We start from the raw sequence: 18,221 nt of genomic DNA, 5'->3' as shown, positions 1-18,221 counted from the left end.
AACGAGAGGCCGGGCTGTGTTTGACCGAGCATTCAAGAGCCCTGTTTATCCACGGCGCTAAGGTTCAATCTTTACAATGTCCCCAATGCCTTGTACGTATGCGAGTGCATAGGCCATCTCTCCAGAGGTTTGCGCATGCAAAAACATCAATGGTTGTCCGCGTGTTATCTCGTCACCTAAGCGCACCTGCAATTGAATCCCTGCGGCTGGACTCTCAGGCGCACCGGCCAATTTGGCTAAACGAGAAAGCTTACGGTTGTCGATGTGTACTGCTCGGCCTGAAGTGGTTGCCAAAAGCGGTTCGACATAGAGAGCTTGGGGCGGCTCACGAAATCCCCCCTGAGCCGCGCAGATTCTCTGAAATTTTTCCCACGCGCGGCCACTGCTGATCGTCTCATGAGCCAACCGAAGTCCCTCCCCTTCTTTGGCGACGCCGCCAAGCTCAAGCACCGCGCCCGCCACCAACGCCACGCGGTCACATAGGTCTTGCGGCGCATCCGCCTCGTTGCGCAATACGGCCAACACGTCGCGCGCCTCCAACGCCGGGCCGATACCTCTGCCGACAGGCTGATTCCCGTCTGTAAACAGGCAACGCAATACAAGGCCAAATGACGCGGCGACTTCCGAAAGGTGATGCGCAAGATGCTCGGCAGTTTCCCGGCTGCGGACTTTTGCGGTTGGCCCAACCGGAATATCGATCACGATGTGGGTCGCCCCTGCTGCAATCTTCTTGGATAACACCGAGGCAATCAGTTGTCCTTGCGTGTCGATATCCAGTTCACGCTCAATACGCACGAAGATGTCGTCCGCGGGGCTGAGGTGCATCGCGCCGCCCCACGCCACGCATCCACCCTCTTTCTCCACGACCTTTCTGAGCGTATCCAGGTCCAGGTCTACAGGAGCCAGCGTTTCCATGGTGTCCGCGGTGCCAGCGGGAGAGGTGATGGCGCGTGATGAGGTCTTGGGCATCACCAATCCATTGGCTGCGGCGATGGCAACCACCAACGGCGTGGTGCGATTTCCCGGTAATCCGCCCACGCAATGCTTGTCCACAACAATCGGAGCCTGCCATTGCAGGTGATCCCCGACATCGACCATCGCACGGGTGAGATGGATGGTCTCTTGCATATCCAGAGGCAGTACCGCCGTTGCGGTCAGGAAGGCCGAAAGTGCGACATCGGTATAGCGACCATCGACCACATCACGGACGATCGCCTGCAACTCCGTCGTTTGCAGTCGGTGGCCGTGAATTCGCGCACGCACGGCCGACAACGATTCGAGCAGCGGAGGATGCCGAACCTGCACAAGATCGCCCTCATGAATGTCCAGGGCATCCCAGGCGGCCTCGGACAGAGCGATCTGTCCGGTTTTGAGCAGATCGCTGTCGATTTGGTACAGTAGCGCTTGCACAGTGCGGTCGCCGGCAATGATCAGTACCTGTGACCGCGGTGCCAGCCCTTCGGCACGGCAGACATGGCAATCGGTACGCATCAAGACGACGGGTTGATGCTGGGCATGCAGTCGCATGCGCAATGCTTGCAAGGCGGGTGTCTGGGGCGTGATGCGGGCACTCACAGGGCGAACTCCTGGTTTTGCATGGGCACCGATGCGTGCCAATTGAGTTCGCGCTGGATACGTTCGCGCAGCGCCTCAGAGGCATCAGATTCACCGTGAACAATGAACACTCTTTCCGGCGCCTTGGTAAAGCCGCGCAGCCATCGCATCAGCTCATCGCTGTCGGCATGAGCCGACAACATCGCAAGCTCGGCGACCTCTGCCTTGATCGGCATCCAGCGTCCATGGATCTTGACTTCGCGAGCGCCCTCAAGCAGCTTGCGCCCGCGCGTACCTGCTGCTTGGAATCCAGAGAACAGCAGCGTGTTCTGATGGCTACCGCCAAACGCTTCTATGTGATGCAGCACGCGGCCGCCGGTGGCCATGCCGCTGGCGGAAATAATCACCTTGGGGTATCGATTCGCCGATAGCGCCTTGGACTCTTCAACGTCGCGCACGTATGTGACTTCTGAGAATGCCGTCTCGAAATCGTGTTGAGCGAGCTTGTGGTCGTCGGCATGGCGGTGCAGCAGCGCAGTTGCGCTGGTGGCCATGGGACTGTCCAGATAGACGGGCACGTTGCGGAGCCGACCGCGCTGTCGCAACAGCCATAGGTCATAGATCAACGACTGCGCGCGTCCTACGGCAAAAGCGGGAATCACTACGGTGCCTCCGCGGCGAGTCGTACGCTCGATGATGTCGCCTAGCGCTTCGACGGCATCGGAACGGTCATGATGACGATTGCCATAGGTGGACTCGATGATGATGTAGTCCGCTTCCGTGACGGGTTCAGGATCAGGCATGACCGCATCGTCATAGCGGCCCAGGTCGCCGGAGAACACCAAACGCTTGCCGCCGATGTCGATCTGCGCCGTCGCCGCTCCAAGAATGTGGCCGGCCCTGCGTAGAACCAGGCGTGCACCGCCCGGCAATACCGTCTCCTGATGCAGTGGCACGGGCTTGAACTGCAAGAGCGTGCGTTCGGCATCTCGGACCCGATACAGGGCAAGGGCTGGCTTGTGCTTGGAAAATCCCTTCCGGTTGGCGAACTCGGCATCCTTCTCCTGCAACCAAGCACTGTCGAGCAGGATGAGTTCGGCGACGTCCCGTGTGGCTGGCGTCGAGAAAATCTTCCCGCGGAACCCGTTCAGCACCAATCGGGGGAGATATCCACAATGATCCAGGTGCGCGTGCGTCAGTACAACCGCATCGATGTCCTTGGACTCAACGACAAGATGCTGCCAGTTCAGCTCGCGCAGGTTCTTCAGTCCTTGGAAAAGTCCGCAGTCGATCAGGATGCGGGTACTGCCATATGTGATCAGGTGTTTGGAGCCGGTGACGGTACCGGCACCGCCCAGGCTGGTCAGTGAGAGCATGAAGTTGTCTCCTCGCTTGTTGGTGGGTTGTGAAATCAGGAGCTGGCGCGGTCACTGCGGACCGTGTCAGAACCACTTGAAATTCACGCGTCGGTCGCGGCAGCAGCAGCCTGCGAACTGTTCCAGCCGGTCACTTGCGCAGCGGCATAGATGGCATCCACCCAGGTGCATCGATTGGCGATCAGCATTCCAGCCACATCGAGGGTGCCGCCGTGGTTGATGTAGCCCAAAGCCCGCGTCTTCGAAGGGCCGCTGTCAATGCGGCGAAGCACGCCCAGCATCGGCTCAGGGCGGGTATGGCTTATCAACACGCGCGGCAGGTGAGGCGGGAAGAGCGCTTGCAGGGATTCGTCACCGAGCACGAAGGCGGCCTCAAGTTCGTCTCGCGGAATGCGTAGACGGCCGGGCTCGACCACCACGGTGATGCACGACGCAAGCCCATGGTGCTCCAGGCGGGCATGGGCTTTGAGCGCTTCCTCCAACTGGTAGGCGCCAATCGCTACGAATTGCAGTTGTGCGGTGGACGGATCGCCGGCTACATGGGCTGCTCCATGCTCGATCAGCGATTGAGCCGCGGCGGCACTGAAGTGATTCGGCGTGTCGCGCTTGGAGACCACCACACAAGCCACTTGGCCGCGGCTGGCGTAGACCGCTCGCAACGCGGCGCACGCCGTGTTTTCATCCACCGGGAACAACACGCGTGCGGTGTCCGACATCTCCCCCAGCAATGCTTCGCCAATGGTCGGGTCCTGGTGTGACTGCTCGTTCTTGCTGTTCTCCCAGGTGTGGGATGTGACGATCAGCGGGACGGAGATCCAGCCTGGCGGCTGGCCCAGCTCCTTCTGCCGACGCGCGAAGATGATCTCCTGGCGCATCAATCCAAGCATCTTGACCGCGAATGCCTCGTAGCTGACGATCAGGTTCAGCCCCCCTTTGTTGGCGAGGGCGGCGGCCGCAACGGCTTCTTCATTGAGTGCGGTGACCACCGAGCCATCCGTCGATTCCGGGACGCCGGGTTCGGGCACGTTGACGCGGTGCTTGAGCAGCGCCAGAGTGGCCCCCATCTTGTTGCTGGCCAGTTCGTCGGGATTGCCGATCCGGATGCGCAACTGTGGATTTGCCTGCACCAGCTCCACGAACCAACGGTCCAGTGCGGACATGGCGCTGCCCGATACCTCCGTTGGCGCCCAGGCCGGCATCGGCAGATGAGGGCTCGCTGGATGGCGTAGGGCCATGGGGTGCTCGCTTTCGCGCGAGCGCTGGCTCTGGCCGTGATTCGCAAGGACGGTGAGCGCGTTTTCCAGTTCGCTCTCGGGCACGAACAGCGCCGCAGCCCCTGCGTTGAAGGCCTCGCGTGCCTGCGCATCCTCGCGCGGATTGCCGTTCAGCGGCAGGTTGTGGGCGGCATTGGTCGCCGCGCCCGGGAAGCCAAAACCTTTCTCCGTCTCGGCGATCACGTAGGGCAGCTTGACCGGATAGCGCCGATCCGAGCGTGCGGCGAAGGCGCTCAGCGTGTCTTCGGCTTCAACAATGGCCCATGCGATCGCCATCGGATCACGTCCATCAACGATGACGGGATCGAAGCCGTTGTGGCGCAGATCTTCGGCCAGCCAGGTAGCGCCACCTTCCTGCACGATCTGGGTGCGCTGCTCGATGCGCCGTCCGTTGAGAATCATGACCGGGATGGCGAAGCCGCAGTCCTCGGCGCGCCACCAGCGCGGCGCCCAGTCCGAGCCACGGTGTTCCTCGAAAGCGCCATCACTGAGGAATGCCACCAGGCTTTCTCCCGGCAACGGCGTGTGCACATACTGCAGCCCGGCGAACCCCAGATAGCCGCCTTCGGAGATCGCGCCGGCCGTGTTCGGCCCGGCATGGCTACCCAGCGGTACCGCGGGCCGACCCTGCTTATCGATGGCATAGGAGTAGAAGTCCGCGATCAAACGCGACAGGCCCGCCTCGCTGCGGTCGTAGCGTCCACGCTGGGCGGCGGATACATCGCCGGTCAGTGCGTTCACCGCCTCGATCGCGGCCACGCAGTGCCCCTGCCCCATGAGCCAGCCGCGTGTCGTCCCGGTCAGCGCGTTGGCCAACAGATAACCCACGAAGGCTGGCACCATGTTGAGCGAGCCGCCGGTGTGGCCTTCGGGCGTTTGTTTGAAATCATCGGAGCCCAGTGGGCAGCCGCTTCGGTCGATGCGCCGGGCATAGGTCATATGCGCCACTACGCTCATGGCCGTGCAGGCCACCCGGTCGGCTGCAGCCAGCAGCGCATGGGCCGAGGCTTCGTCTGCTATACGCCTTTGCGCGACCAGACGTTGCACTAGGGCCTGCATACGTTCGATGGTTTCAGACCTGTGCGCGATGGGCCCGTAACCAGCACGCCAATCGGTTGCGAGGTTAGCTTGAGAGGACATTTCAGGTCTCCTTGAAAATAGTTGGATCGATAAAAAGATCAGCCTCGCGGATCGGTTTTCCCGCTAGAGAGAGCGTCGGCAATCAGCGAAGCGAGACCAATCCGGTTGCTCGGATGCGGTACTGCGTCGGTGGACGTAATTCGGGCAAACAACGGTGTCAATTGGGCCCAGGCATCCTCGGCGAACAGGGCATGCACCACTACGCACTCCGGCTTGCGCATTCCTTGCTCGGCGAGCTTGCGCGCCGCGACGGCGAGCGTGCGGCCTGATGATGCGATGTCGTCCACAAGCACCGGCGTTCTGCCGCGCCAGATCGACAGGTCGGGAACATCGATGTCCACGCTGCGATCGCCATGGCGTGTCTTGCGAAGCACAGCGTGCGGTACGCCGATGCGGGACGCGATGGCGCCGGCCCACTGCTCGCTTTCCTCGTCGGGGCCCACGATCAAAGGTTCTTCGACATGATTCGCGATCCAGTCGGCCAGCAGTGGTGCGGCATGCAAGGTGATGGTGGGGATCGTGTAGACCGCTGATAGTGTCGGATAGCGGTGCAGATGCGGATCCACCGTGAGCAGCTTGTCGAAGGTCGATGAGACCAGACGTGCGAAGGACCGCGACGTCACGCTTTCTCCGTCATGGAATCGCTTGTCCTGGCGCATGTAGGCCAGATACGGTGCGATCAGGTTCACCTCTTGCGCGCCAAGTTCGCGCGCCGCGTCAGCGGCAAAAGCCAGAAGCAGGAACTGCGGATCAGGATGGGCCAGCGTGCAAATCACATCCACGATCCGATCGGCAGGTTCGCCATGCAACCGGACATAGCTCTCGCCATCGGGGAATCGGCGCGTTTCGATGCGGCCGGCTTCGCTGCCGCATGCCTGCGCGATGCCGCGGGCCAGATCTTCATTGCCGGGTAGGGCCAGGGTGAGTCGTTGCATCCATTTATCTCCTTATTTGTTGTCCTTGGTCTCTTATCGAGCGCGGGTGCCTTATCGTTCAGCTCGCTGTGTTCACCTTGCCAACTGGCTAATGACGACGGCATTGGCAGTACTGCGTCGACGTGGTAGCTCCACAAGCAACCAGGCTCTTGTCATGAACAGCAACAGAGTGGCTTGCATGGCGTTCAAGGAATCGATCTGCATCAGAATCGCCGTCCTACGGTGATCGTTCCGTAGACCGGGATTTCCTTTTGTCCACGAAATTCGCGGGTGCGGTGGTAGCGGGCTATCGCGATGCGCCAGTTGCCCTGAGTCATCGCGATGCCATAGCCCACATCGGCCACGAATGGCCGTTTATCAACACTATGACTGGACTTGAACGTATTGCCGTCCAACGTGATGTCGTGCAAAACCCAGCGACCGTCGAGTGCCACGAACAGGTGCCCGTTCCAGTTGCTGCCAGCGGTCTTACGCACGGGCGAGGTGTTTTCTCCAGCCGGGCGCAGCGGTGCGGTGCCTAAGTCGTCCGGCAGGCGTAGGCCATAGCGCAGTTCTCCGCCGACATTCGCGTAGGTGGCGAAATTGCCCAAGCTGCCGCCCCAGTGGCGGGTCAGATCCCAACCCCAACCGCTGACGTTTTCTTGCCTGATGACTCGTGTTCGGCGTTCGTGGAGCAACTGCAGCACGGGTTCGTCGCGCAGTTGATGTCTCCAGCCATTGAATCTGTCCACTCCGACGGTGTCATGCCACCAGTTCTGGACTTGCCTGGCCTGGGAGGAGGGCCCCACCACCCCCACGCGGAGTTGCGAAGTGCGCAGCGTATCGCCCCGCCTCGCGTTATAGCCAAGGCTCAACATCAAGGCGCCCGCGAAAGGACGATCATCCTTGATGAGATCGCTGCGCGTTTTGTCGTTCGGGGTGTACATCATCTGCCCGAAGCCGATGGTCATGTTCTGTTCGTCGAAGCCTTGGGGTTGGAGCATCGTGAGAAAGCGATTCAGCCCACGGACGAGACGCGGTAGACAAGGGTCATCGCTATAGTCCACGAGGTTGGGGGAAACCCAACTGGCGAGAAACCCGTTGGAGTACCCTTGGTCTTGTCCAATGCCGCCGAACATGTCGTTGTCGATCCGCAGATTGAGCGTTCCCGTTGAGCGCAGCGGGTTGTCCTGGTGGCAGGACTGGGCCTGTGCGGAGGCGCTCAGCAATAGCAGCAGCAAGGGGGCTGCGACTTTCAGCCTCCATTCAGTTTGGTCGGTGGACTGAACCTTCGTCACGCTGGCGTGCCACCCTGCCCAGGGGTTGCAGTCGCAATGACCGATTGGGGCTGGCGCACCAGCATCACCGGAACTGGTGCGATGCGAGCGAGCTGCTCTGCATCGCTTCCCATCAGCAGCCTGTCCACGCCCCGGCGTCCGTGAGTACCCAACACCACCAACTCGCATTGAGTGGTCAGTGCCTGCTGAGCGATGAGCACCGAGACGCGCTCGCCCTTGCTTTCCAGAAGGACGGTCTCAACCGCCAGGCCTTCCTGCCTCAGCCGCAGCGCCGCCTCGTCCAGCAGCTTCTGCCCGGCCGCCAGGAAGCCCGGCCTCACTTCTTCAATATAGATCCTCGGCCTCTCGAAGCCGTTGCTGTGCTTCATCTCCTCGATGACGTGCAGCAAGACGATGGTTGCGCCATTCAGGCGTGCCAGCACCGCAGCGTGGTGGAGCGCCAAATCGGCAGTAGGACTTCCGTCGAGCGGAACCAGGATTCTTGAGTACATGAATGTCTCCAGTTATCAGAGTAGAACGGGATGACGAACAGATATTGCGTATACCGTGTCGCAATAGCGGACGCGGGATACGCTTATTCAGTTGCGTACATATTCCCCTGGGGCGTCGCAAACAGTGGGGTATCCACTGGATTCAGCACCTATGAGCGGAGGCGCAACAACATCACCGGAACGCTCTCGCAGCCACGCCGACCATGCGGGCCACCAGGAATCCGGATGCGTCTGCATCGTCGCTTGCCACTCATCCGGCGCCATGTATCCATCACCGGCCGCGCGGGTATGGATTTGATATTGGCGGTTACCTCGGCCGGGCTCGCTCACGATGCCGCCGTTGTGTCCTCCAGTGGTCAGCACGAAAGTCAGCTCGGCCGAAGACAGGAGATGCAGCTTGTAAACCGAGCGCCAAGGCGCAATATGATCCGAGGCAGTGCCGACGCAAAACACCGGTACAGCGATGTCTCCCACTGAAACGGGGCGACCCGTGACGGGATAACGCCCCGCGCTGAGATCGTTATTCAGGTAAAGGCGTCGGAGATACTGCGAATGCATCTTCGCGGGGAGGCGAGTCCCATCGGCATTCCAAGCCATCAGGTCGGTCATTGCCCGGCGATCGCCCAATAGGTATTCGTCAATCATGCGAGACCATATGAGATCGTAGGAACGCAGTAGCTGAAAAGCTCCGCTCATCTGGTCGGAGGTCAAATAACCGGTTTGAGCCATGCTGGCTTCCAACAGCGCCACTTGACTCTCGTTGATGAAAAGACTCAGCTCGCCCGGTTCGCTGAAGTCCGTCTGTGCGGCAAGCAGGCTTACCGACACCAGCCGCGTATCGCCATCACGCGCCATGGCTGAAGCACCAATGGCCAGTAGCGTTCCGCCCAGGCAATAACCAGCCGCGTGGACTCCATGCCCGGGGACGACGGAAGTCACAGCGTCCAGCGCTGCATGCAGGCCGAACTCCAGGTACTCATCCATGCCCAAATCTCGATCCTCAGCATCCGGATTTCTCCAGGAGATGCAAAAAACCGTATGCCCTTGCGCAACCAGATACCGTATCAGCGAGTTATGCGGGGCGATCTCAACTCTGAAGTGCAACACCAGTGGTTGAGAATCAATGAATCGTAGCCGAATCTTTCTCGCTGATGGCCGTCATGATGCGCTTGAAAGCTTGGTAGGGACTGTCCCATCCCAGCGTCTGCCTGGGTCGGTTGTTCATCAAGTCGGCAATCGAGTCCAGCGCATCTTGGTCATGCACCGACAGATCGGTGCCCTTGGGCAGGAACTGGCGCAGCAATCCGTTGGTGTTCTCGCAACTGCCCTTTTGCCAAGGACTGTGCGGATCGCAAAAGTACACCTTCACGCCCGTGGCCTCACTGAGCGCCTTGTGCCGCGCCATCTCCCGACCCTGGTCGTAGGTGAGCGTTTTGCGCAGCGGCGCAGCCACCGCATTGAGCTTGGCCGAGAACGCCGCCAGCGCACTTTCTGCCGTGCTGCTCTGCATCTTGCACAGCAGCACAAGACGCGTTGTACGCTCCACCAGCACACCGACCGCAGACTGGTTGCCCGCACCCTTGATCAGATCGCCCTCCCAGTGCCCGGGCATCAGGCGGTCTTCGATCTCGGGCGGGCGCACATGGATGCTCACCATGTCAGGGATCTTCCCTCGTCGATCCTGGCCCGCAGAGCGGGGCCTGCGCGTGCTCTTGCCTTGGCGCAGCAAGGCGATGAGCTGGCGGCGCAGCTCCCCGCGTGGGTAGGCGTAGATGGTGTCGTAGATCGTCTCGTGCGAGACGTGCCAGGCGGGCTCATCGGGATGCATGCGCCTGAGTGTGCTGGCAATTTGCTGTGGCGACCAGCACCAGCTGAGCAGCGTGCAAACCGTCTGCCACAAAGCGCCATCGGCATGCAGCTTGGGCAAGGGTCGGGCATCGATGCGGCGCTTCAGATATGCGTGGTGGGCGCTGCTGCTGGCGTAGCCGCTATCGCTGCTGTTGCGCCGCAGTTCGCGACACAGGGTGCTGGGGCTGCGCCCCATCAGTCGCCCCATGGCCCGAAGGCTCCAGCCTTGCTGGTGCAGCGAGCTCAGCGTCATGCGCTCTTCAGCCTGCAGTTGTTTGTATCGTGTTCCCATCGGTGCAACTTACCTCATGTGAGGGTGTTGCACTTCAAAATTGAGATCGCCCGGTGACAGATCCAGTACGTAGTACTTCATGATCCAGGCAGGAATGATCAGGATCGGTTCGGGATGGACTTTCTCGGTAGTGGGCGTGTACTGAATCAGTTCGATCAGTCGATTTCTCAGAACGACTTTTCCTTCCGTGACCGCTACGTCGCGCCCAACGACGAAGTTCTCCGTTCCCGCGGGAGGCTGGCCGGATAGTTGCCGACGCAAGTCGTCGAGAAAGTTGGACGTCCCCCGCGCTAGATTGGCGCCTTGCTCTGCGATGGTTCTTTTCAGGACAACGGGGTTGAAAACCGCAGCGTTGGCGGGCGAAAGCATTTCCAGCCACTGTTTGGCGCCAAACGCCAGCAGGCGTTGGTGTTTCGGATCCACTCCCCACACCCCCTGCGTGGCCTGCTCCCACCATTTGGTCTGATTGACGAATGAACTGCGGAAAAGGTCGTAGGGCCATTGATCCCATGCAGGATCGTTGAAGCGGCGGTCATTGACAGGTGACCGGTCAGGAGCGGTGGCTCCCCGGTCCGGGTTGGCCGGATTCTTCTTCAATACGGCCATCCATTGCTCGGACAGGGAGGCTGCAAACGCCAAAAGCTCGGCTTGCTTGCCAGGACTGTTTGCTAAATGGCTCGCCCAGTCCACCCACGCGAGCAACGATGTCTCCGGCGAAATAGACGACCAAGCCTGTGCCCAAGCGACATGGGCATCCCCATCCAACTTCGGATTGATGGCTGAGTCGATATTGCCGTTCTTTTTATTCGTCAAAGCGTATTACCTCTATTTCTGCACAAGTAGAAAGAGCCCCTTGCTTGAAAACGGGAGTCGATTGCGATTTCCTGGGCGACGACGCCTCGCCAGCGCGTCAGCGATGTATCCATCTGCCAGCTCGCTCCGCTGTTTCGCTTCGCCTAACCGGCCATCAGGCTGATTACCAGTGCGTTCGCAATATCGATGACGAACCCACATACCAAGGGCACCACAATGAACGCCTCGCGTGCCGCACCATGCTCCCGAGTCACCGCCGTCATGTTGGCGATGGCAGTGGCGGTAGATCCCAGCGCAATACCGCCGAAACCCGCGCACACCACGGCGGCTTGGTAATCCTTGCCCATTGCCCGAAAAACAATCAGCAAAACGAATGCGATGACCAAGGCAATCTGCACCAGCATCGCCGCCGTGATGAAGGCGAGCACGGGCTGCAGTTCCCAGAGCCTGAGTCCCATCAGCGCCATGGTCAGAAACAGGCCCAATGACATGTCGGAAACCAGGGCGATGCCTGGCTGCATGCTCGGCCAGTTCCATAAACGTCCGCGCCCACTTGGCCTCATCCAGTCGGCCGCCATGCGCAGGAGAATTCCGGCCAGCAGGCAGCCCACAAAGGCGGGCAGCGTGACGGCGGTACGCGCGACCAAGGCATTGATTCCGTATCCCAACATCAAGGCGAAGTTGAGCCAGAGCAATGCCAGCAGCAGGCCGTAGTAGTCCAGGCGGGCATGCTGCTCATCCCTGTGCAGCGTGCCAATTTCCAGGGCGCTGTCCCCAGAGGCTTGAAGCCGATGCCTACGCATGAGCAAGCTTGCGACTGGGCCCCCGATGGTGCAGGCCGCGATCAGGCCGATCATGTTCGCTGCCAATCCCAGTTCCTGCGCTTGCGCAATGCCGAGGTTGTGAACGAAGTGATCGGACCAGGCCAAGGTGGTGCCCACGCCTCCTGTCAGGGAAATCGATCCCACCATCAGCCCGGTGCGCGGATCCAGGCCGAAGGCGCGTGCCATCTCCATCCCGGCCAGGTTCTGCAGCACCATGAACCCGATGGCCAACCCCGACAGGATCAGCAAGGGCCGTCCACCATGGCGCAGCGTGCGGGCGTCGGTACCCAGGCCAATGGCCGCAAAGAAGTACAGCAGCAGCGCGTCACGCGCTTCGAGATCGAAACTGATGACGATCCCCGCACCGTAGTACAGGGCGAAGACAACCAGGGCGCAGGCCAAGCCGCCCACCAGGGATTCCGGGATGCTGTATCGACGCAAGATGCCCCAACGCGCAACCAAGCCCTTGCCCACGAACAACAGCAGGATGGCGAGCGTGAATCCATGGAAGGCATCGATCGTCATCGCGCCTTCTCCCTGTCCAGGCAGGACAGCGCATGGCTGGCGGCTATCCACTCTTCGTTGGTGGGCTCGACCGCCACGGTGACCTGACTGTGATCGCTGGAAATCTTCGCCGCGTGGCTGGCGTTGGCATCGGTATCCAAGGCAATGCCCAAAAAGCCCAGCGCCGCACAGATGCGCTCGCGAATGAACGCATTGTGTTCACCGACACCCGCCGTGAACACCAGCATGTCCAGGCCACCCAGCACGGCGACCAAGGCCCCGATCTCGCGTACGATGCGGCGCACGTAAAGGGCCAGTGCCAAGCGCGCTCGCTCCCCCGTTTCGCCTGCATCGTTCTCGTGTCCGACAATGACGCGCGGCTCGGCCGAGATTCCCGAAACGCCGAGCAGGCCGGACTCGTGATAGAGGACGCGCCCCACTTGCTCCAGTGAGAGCTTCTCGATTTCCATCAGGTAGAGCACCGCACCCGGATCGAGCGCGCCGGTGCGGGTGCCCATCATCAGGCCGTCAAGCGCGGAGAAGCCCATGGTGGTGGCCGCGCTTTTGAGTCCACGCATGGCGCACAGACTGGCGCCACTGCCCAGATGGGCAACGACGGTGCGACCGCGCGCGGCGTCGCCATGGCGTTCGGGCAAGGCCACTGCCATGTACTCATACGACAGGCCGTGAAACCCGTACCGACGCAGACCGCGCTCCCATGCGGCATAGGGCAACGGCAGGACCTTCTCGACCTGGGGCAAAGTGTGGTGGAAGGCCGTGTCGAAGCAGGCCATCTGTGGCAGATCTGGCTGCTCCCGCAGCAGGATCTCCACGGCTTCGAGCGCGAATGGCTGGTGCAGCGGGGCCAGAGGAATGTAGCCCTTGAGGTCGGCCAGGACATTCGCGTCCACGCGCACGGGCATGAAGTATTTACTGCCGCCGTGGACGATACGATGGGCGACCGCACCGATCCGGCGGCCGTCGAGCCGCCGGCTGACACGATCGCGGATGAGGCGCAGTGCGGCGCGATACGGATGTGCCGTGTCCAGTTCGATCGAGAACGGCGCAACTCCGGTCTCTCCGAAATCCGGGTTGGCGCCGCCGATTCCCTGCACCTTGCCATTCCACAATGCCTGACGCGGCAGTGGCGCGGCCGAGGAATCGAACACCGCAAACTTGATGCTGGATGAACCGCAGTTCAGCACAAGGATCAGTCCGTGTTCGCGGCGCCCGGAGCGGGCCATGGTGACGTCCATCAGGTCGTCCTCTCTGCGCGCCGTCCGCGCGACTTCGCCGAGGTGTGCGGGGGTGTCTGCTGTCTCATCGTCTTCAGACTCAGCGCGCCGTGTAGCCGCCATCGGCGATGAGCTGGGTGCCCACAAGGAAGCTGCTTCCTTCCGACAGCAAAAACGCCACGGCATGGGCGATTTCGTCCGGTGTACCCAGGCGACCGATCGGATGCAGGCCAACGGCCTCTTGGAGGGCCGATTCATCCAGGAAATCCAGGATGGGCGTACGCACGTAACCGGGATGAATCGAATTGATCCGGATTCCCTTGGACGCATAGGCCAGTCCTGCCGAGCGGGTCAGCCCGGTCACGCCATGTTTGGCTGCGACGTACGCAGGGTTCGCTGCGTCGCCCACCACCCCCAGGATGGAGGAGACGTTGACGATGGCGCCGCCTCCCGAGCGCAGGATGGCGGGAATCTGATGGCGCAGGCCATAGAACACGCCGTTCAGGTTGACATCGATCACCCGGCGCCAGGCGGCAGGGTCCAGTTCTCCCGCCGGGCTCTGGTCGCCACCGATACCGGCGTTGTTGACGGCAAAATGAAGGTCGCCGAACGTATCGACCGCGCAGGCCACGGCAGCCTGGACCTCATCGATGCATGCCACGTCGGCCACGTTGGCCACGGCGTGGCCGCCCTCGGCGTTGATGAGGCTGGTGACGCGCTGCGCATTGTCGGCGCTGACATCGGAGACGACGACATTCAGGCCGTTGCTTGCAAGCAGCCGGGCAATGGCCTCGCCAATGCCAGACCCTGCACCGGTGACCAGGGCTACGCGGCCAGAGAATGAGTACTGCATGGTGTTTCCTCCAAAGGGGTGGTTAAGTTGCTAACAAGTCCGCTCAAGGGGGTGACAGCCGATAGTGGTGGGCCAGCATCAGTGCGATCGCGCATGAGGCGATGCGTGTATCACGCGAGTCGGCGCGGCTGGTCAGAATGACTGGCACCTTGGCTCCAAGAACGATCCCGGCGCTGGCTGCGCCGCCCATGAAGATCAACTGCTTGGCAAGCATGTTGCCGCTCTCCAGGTCAGGCACGACGAGGATGTCAGCTTGCCCGGCGACCTCGGAAACGATCCCCTTGATACGCGCAGCGGCGATGGAGACGGCGTTGTCGAAGGCCAGCGGCCCGTCGAGCAGGCCGCCAGTGATCTGGCCGCGATCGGCCATCTTGCACAGCGCCGCAGCGTCCAGCGTGGCCGTCATCGTCGGGCTGACCGTCTCGACTGCGGCCAGGATTGCGACCTTGGGTTCGCGCACGCCGATCACCTGCGCCAGCTCGATGGCGTTGCGGATGATGTCTGCCTTCTGTTCCAGAGTCGGGGCGATATTGATCGCTGCATCGGTGACGATGAACGGGCGCGGATAGGCCGGTGTCTGTAGCAAAAAGCAATGGCTGACCCGGCGCTTGGTGCGCAACCCCGCTGCTGCCGAAACCAGCGCGGACATCAGTTCGTCGGTGTGCAGACTCCCTTTCATCAGGGCTTCGACTTCGCCATTGGCCGCCAAGGCTACGGCTTGCTGCGCGGCGGCGTGGCTGTGGGGTGTGTCCACAATGGTGACGTCGGCCAGATCCAGCCCGGCCTCTGTGGCGACTGCTTCCAGCCGCGCCCGTGATCCGACCAGCACCGGTTCGATCAACCCCGCGTGGCGTGCTTCGAGCGCAGCGGACAGACTGGGGGCATCGCAGGGATGGGCGACGGCCACCCGAATCGGTTGCAAGTGCGCGACGTGCGCCAGCAGGCTTTGCAGGCCTGTGCGGCCCTGCGCATTCGGGTGGATTTCCGGCAACACGGTGCGCGTTCGTTCCAAGCGTTCGGTGGGCGCCACGACCTCTACCTGGCCTTGGAAAACCGCTACCCCCTCCTGGTTGGTGCAGGTGCAGGCCAGCGTGACATGGTGGTTGGCCGTGTCCTTGCTGGTCACCTGCATCCGCACGGTCAGCCTGTCGCCGGGTCGAACGGCCCCGAGGAAGCACAGATTCTGGTTGACATAGCGGGTTCCAGGCCCCGGCAGGCGTGTGCTCAGCACAGCCGAGATCAGGGCGTTTGCACAAATGGCCTCCGTGGTGCCCCGAGCGCTTGAGGACACAGCAGGTTCTGGATCCACATCGCCCGATTGCAGCGCGAACATGTGTGTTGATTCATCAGCACAACTGAGCCAGTGATCACGTTGAATATTGAGCCACTGGGTTGATGGATTCTTTGACTATTCGGTTGTGGATAAGTCTATCGGGTCTGCTGTTTTTCGATCTCCTTTCTGGCTCTTTGGGCGTTGCTTTGGGGGAGCCGCGCCAGCGGCACTGGAGTGCTTGAATCGCCAGCTCTCGTTGCCCGTCTCGACGATGTGGCAATGGTGCGTGAGCCGGTCAAGCAAGGCCGTGGTCATCTTGGCGTCTCCAAAGACGCTGCTCCACTCCGAGAAGGTGAGGTTGGTGGTGATCACCACGCTCGTTCGCTCATAGAGTTTGGAGAGCAGGTGGAACAGCATCGCGCCGCCCGACTGCGTGAATGGCAGGTAGCCCAGTTCATCCAGGATCACCAGATCGACGTACATCAGGCGGTGCGCCATTTGCCCGGCCTTGTTCTGCGCCTTCTCCAGCTCCAGGGCGTTGACCAGCTCCACCGTTGAGAAGAAGCGCACCCGCTTGCCATGCATGCGAATGGCCTCGATCCCCAGGCTCGTGGCCAGGTGGGTTTTACCCGTGCCGGGGCCACCAACCAGCACCACGTTGTGCGCCGACTCCACGAAGCGAAGGGTGTGCAACTGGCGCACCAGTGCTTCGTCGAGCTGCGCGTGGGCGAAGTCAAAGCCGGCGAGGTCACGGTGCGAAGGGAAGCGCGCCACGCGCATCTGGTAAGCCATGGAACGCACCTCACGCTGAGCGGTCTCGGCCTTGATGAGCTGGTGCAGCACGGCCTCATGATCCAGCGACTTCATGCGGGCGGTGCCCAGTACCTCCGGCCAGGCACTGGCCATGCCGTGCAGGCCCAGCGCTTTGAGGGCATCAATGACGTCATGCATGGTCGGACTCCGGTGATGCCTCATGAGGCTGGACGTTGCGCAGTGCGTCGTAGCGCTGCAGGTTGGCCAGTGGCGGCGTGTTGAGCTTGAGCATCGTGGCCACCGGTGGCTCGGGCACGCGCTGCTCCTTCAGACGCGAGAGCACGTTGAGCACGTGCTCGGCACTCACCCGCCCGGACTGCAGCGCCAGCTCTACCGCCACCACCACGGCCTCCAGTCCATGCAGGCTCACCCCCATGAGCACCTGCGCCATCACCCTGTCGCCACCGCTGTGGCGCAGCAACTGGCGCTGCATTTCCTGCAGTGGCTCGGGCATGGTCTTGAAGGGCGCGCCGTTGCGCAGCGCGCCGGGCTTTCGCTCGATGAGCGCGATGTAATGCATCCAGTCGTAGAGCGTCTGATCACGTTCGAAGCTGCGCGCCAGGCGCACCTGTCGCCCATCGGGCCCGACCACCAGCAGGCCATCCGCGTAGGCCCGCAGACTGACCACCGCATGAATCCATTCACACGGCACGCTGTAGCGGTTGCGCTGGAAGTGGATCAGTGCGGTCGCAGAGACCCGTACCGGCTGCTCCACGTAGCCATCAAACGCACGGGGGTTGGGCATGAGACGAGCACGTTCGTCCTGCCAGACATCGGCCACCGTGAGCTGAGTCCATTCCGGGTGACTCATCTCAGCCCAGGCCTTCACGCAGGCCTGCTGCAACCAGTCGTTGAGTTCACCAAGCGTCCCCCAGCGCCGCTCGCTGGCCTCACGCCAGATGTCCTTGCGCCGATCCTGAACGTTCTTCTCCACGACCCCCTTCTCCCAGCCGGCGGCCCGGTTGCAGAACTCCGGCTCGAACAGGTAGTGCCCGGTCATCGCCTCGAAGCGTGCATTGACGCTGCGCTGTTTGCCATGGCCGACCTTGTCCACAGCGGTCTTCATGTTGTCGTAGATGCCCCGCCGGGGCACGCCACCGAAGAGGGCGAACGCCCGTGCGTGCGCATCGAACAGCATCTCGTGCGCTTGGCTGTAGTACGCCACCAGGCAGAAGGCGCGACTGGCCGCCAGCTTGGTGTGTGCCACTTCCAGGCGGCGGCGCAGCCCGCCGATGAACAGGTACTCGCAGCTCCAGTCGAACTGGAACGCCTCGCCCAACTCGAAGCTCAGCGGCACGAACCCCGCACCACGCGCAGCGTTGCCTTGCTCTTGCTGCCAGCGCTGGGCAAAGGCGTAGACCGGCCCTCGGCTGCCGCTGTAGCCCTGCGCGCGCAGCGCCTCAAACATGGCCTTGATCCCGCGTCGATCGCGTTTGCTGCGATGGCTATCGGCCTTGAGCCATTGGCTCAACTGCTCCTTGTACGGATCCAGGATGCTGGGGCCCGACACCCGCTGCGGGTATCGGGGTTCGGCCATCTGCCCGTCTTTGAGCCACTTGGTGGCTGTGTTGCGCGAGATGCCCAGGCGCCGGCTGGCCTCGCGCACCGACACGTCCTGCCTCAGCACGAGGCGGCGTAACTTGCTCAATGTGCTCACGTTGATCACTCCTGCTCCCCCGTGCTGAAAAATTCAGCAGGATAGAGCGGCAACGTGGCTCA

The 18,221-nt window shown here is 61.9% G+C and carries 12 protein-coding genes and 3 pseudogenes; all 15 read right to left on the bottom strand.

Features of this window, described 5'->3' with window-relative positions:
- Nucleotides 1-57: 57 nt before the first annotated feature.
- The gene (locus H6927_00670; GenBank protein MCP5216613.1) at nt 58-1,575 is read right to left on the bottom strand and encodes a thymidine phosphorylase family protein; all 1,518 of its coding nucleotides are present in this window, start codon (nt 1,573-1,575) and stop codon (nt 58-60) included.
- A complete protein-coding gene (locus tag H6927_00665) occupies nt 1,572-2,930 on the bottom strand; it encodes an MBL fold metallo-hydrolase (GenBank protein MCP5216612.1) in 1,359 nt (452 codons plus the stop codon). Before H6927_00665 ends, H6927_00670 begins: the two co-directional genes overlap by 4 nt.
- 83 nt (nt 2,931-3,013) lie before the next feature.
- The gene (locus tag H6927_00660; protein MCP5216611.1) at nt 3,014-5,344 is read right to left on the bottom strand and encodes a xylulose 5-phosphate 3-epimerase; all 2,331 of its coding nucleotides are present in this window, start codon (nt 5,342-5,344) and stop codon (nt 3,014-3,016) included.
- A gap of 38 nt (nt 5,345-5,382) precedes the next feature.
- Complete coding sequence (locus H6927_00655; GenBank protein MCP5216610.1) at nt 5,383-6,279, bottom strand: ribose-phosphate pyrophosphokinase; 897 nt, start codon at nt 6,277-6,279, stop codon at nt 5,383-5,385.
- 203 nt (nt 6,280-6,482) lie between these two features.
- On the bottom strand, nt 6,483-7,556 hold the full coding sequence (locus H6927_00650) for a lipid A deacylase LpxR family protein (protein MCP5216609.1): 1,074 nt from the start codon (nt 7,554-7,556) through the stop codon (nt 6,483-6,485).
- On the bottom strand, nt 7,553-8,047 hold the full coding sequence (locus H6927_00645; GenBank protein MCP5216608.1) for a universal stress protein: 495 nt from the start codon (nt 8,045-8,047) through the stop codon (nt 7,553-7,555). The genes H6927_00650 and H6927_00645 overlap by 4 nt, the downstream gene beginning before the upstream one ends.
- Nucleotides 8,048-8,134: 87 nt before the next feature.
- Nucleotides 8,135-9,157: pseudogene (locus tag H6927_00640) on the bottom strand (alpha/beta fold hydrolase).
- 10 nt (nt 9,158-9,167) lie between these two features.
- Nucleotides 9,168-10,187 (bottom strand): IS30 family transposase, encoded by a 1,020-nt coding sequence (locus tag H6927_00635; GenBank protein MCP5216607.1) that lies wholly within the window; start codon nt 10,185-10,187, stop codon nt 9,168-9,170.
- Between the two features lie 51 nt (nt 10,188-10,238).
- Nucleotides 10,239-11,000: pseudogene (locus H6927_00630) on the bottom strand (poly-beta-hydroxybutyrate polymerase N-terminal domain-containing protein).
- Between the two features lie 143 nt (nt 11,001-11,143).
- On the bottom strand, nt 11,144-12,349 hold the full coding sequence (gltS, locus tag H6927_00625) for a sodium/glutamate symporter (GenBank protein MCP5216606.1): 1,206 nt from the start codon (nt 12,347-12,349) through the stop codon (nt 11,144-11,146).
- A complete protein-coding gene (locus H6927_00620; protein MCP5216605.1) occupies nt 12,346-13,584 on the bottom strand; it encodes an acetate/propionate family kinase in 1,239 nt (412 codons plus the stop codon). Before H6927_00620 ends, gltS begins: the two co-directional genes overlap by 4 nt.
- 79 nt (nt 13,585-13,663) lie before the next feature.
- Nucleotides 13,664-14,416, bottom strand: a complete 753-nt coding sequence (locus tag H6927_00615; protein MCP5216604.1) for an SDR family oxidoreductase — start codon at nt 14,414-14,416, stop codon at nt 13,664-13,666.
- A 43-nt stretch (nt 14,417-14,459) separates the two neighbouring features.
- Nucleotides 14,460-15,749: pseudogene (locus H6927_00610) on the bottom strand (bifunctional enoyl-CoA hydratase/phosphate acetyltransferase).
- Between the two features lie 75 nt (nt 15,750-15,824).
- On the bottom strand, nt 15,825-16,664 hold the full coding sequence (locus H6927_00605; GenBank protein MCP5216603.1) for an ATP-binding protein: 840 nt from the start codon (nt 16,662-16,664) through the stop codon (nt 15,825-15,827).
- The gene (locus H6927_00600) at nt 16,633-18,159 is read right to left on the bottom strand and encodes an IS21 family transposase (GenBank protein MCP5216602.1); all 1,527 of its coding nucleotides are present in this window, start codon (nt 18,157-18,159) and stop codon (nt 16,633-16,635) included. The genes H6927_00605 and H6927_00600 overlap by 32 nt, the downstream gene beginning before the upstream one ends.
- Between the last annotated feature and the right edge of the window lie 62 nt (nt 18,160-18,221).

This window comes from Burkholderiaceae bacterium, assembly GCA_024235995.1.
In the GTDB taxonomy this organism is placed as follows: Bacteria; Pseudomonadota; Gammaproteobacteria; order Burkholderiales; family Burkholderiaceae_C; genus Ottowia.
Note: the sequence above shows the minus strand (reverse complement) of the source record. Positions and strands in the feature narration are given on the sequence as shown.

Coding starts and splice junctions, on each gene's coding strand:
- H6927_00665 (MCP5216612.1), bottom strand. CDS start 2,930: ATGCTCTCACTGACCAGCCTGGGCGGTGCCGGTACCGTCACCGGCTCC.
- H6927_00660 (MCP5216611.1), bottom strand. CDS start 5,344: ATGTCCTCTCAAGCTAACCTCGCAACCGATTGGCGTGCTGGTTACGGG.
- H6927_00655 (MCP5216610.1), bottom strand. CDS start 6,279: ATGCAACGACTCACCCTGGCCCTACCCGGCAATGAAGATCTGGCCCGC.
- H6927_00645 (MCP5216608.1), bottom strand. CDS start 8,047: ATGTACTCAAGAATCCTGGTTCCGCTCGACGGAAGTCCTACTGCCGAT.
- H6927_00635 (MCP5216607.1), bottom strand. CDS start 10,187: ATGGGAACACGATACAAACAACTGCAGGCTGAAGAGCGCATGACGCTG.
- gltS (MCP5216606.1), bottom strand. CDS start 12,349: ATGACGATCGATGCCTTCCATGGATTCACGCTCGCCATCCTGCTGTTG.
- H6927_00620 (MCP5216605.1), bottom strand. CDS start 13,584: ATGGACGTCACCATGGCCCGCTCCGGGCGCCGCGAACACGGACTGATC.
- H6927_00615 (MCP5216604.1), bottom strand. CDS start 14,416: ATGCAGTACTCATTCTCTGGCCGCGTAGCCCTGGTCACCGGTGCAGGG.
- H6927_00605 (MCP5216603.1), bottom strand. CDS start 16,664: ATGAGGCATCACCGGAGTCCGACCATGCATGACGTCATTGATGCCCTC.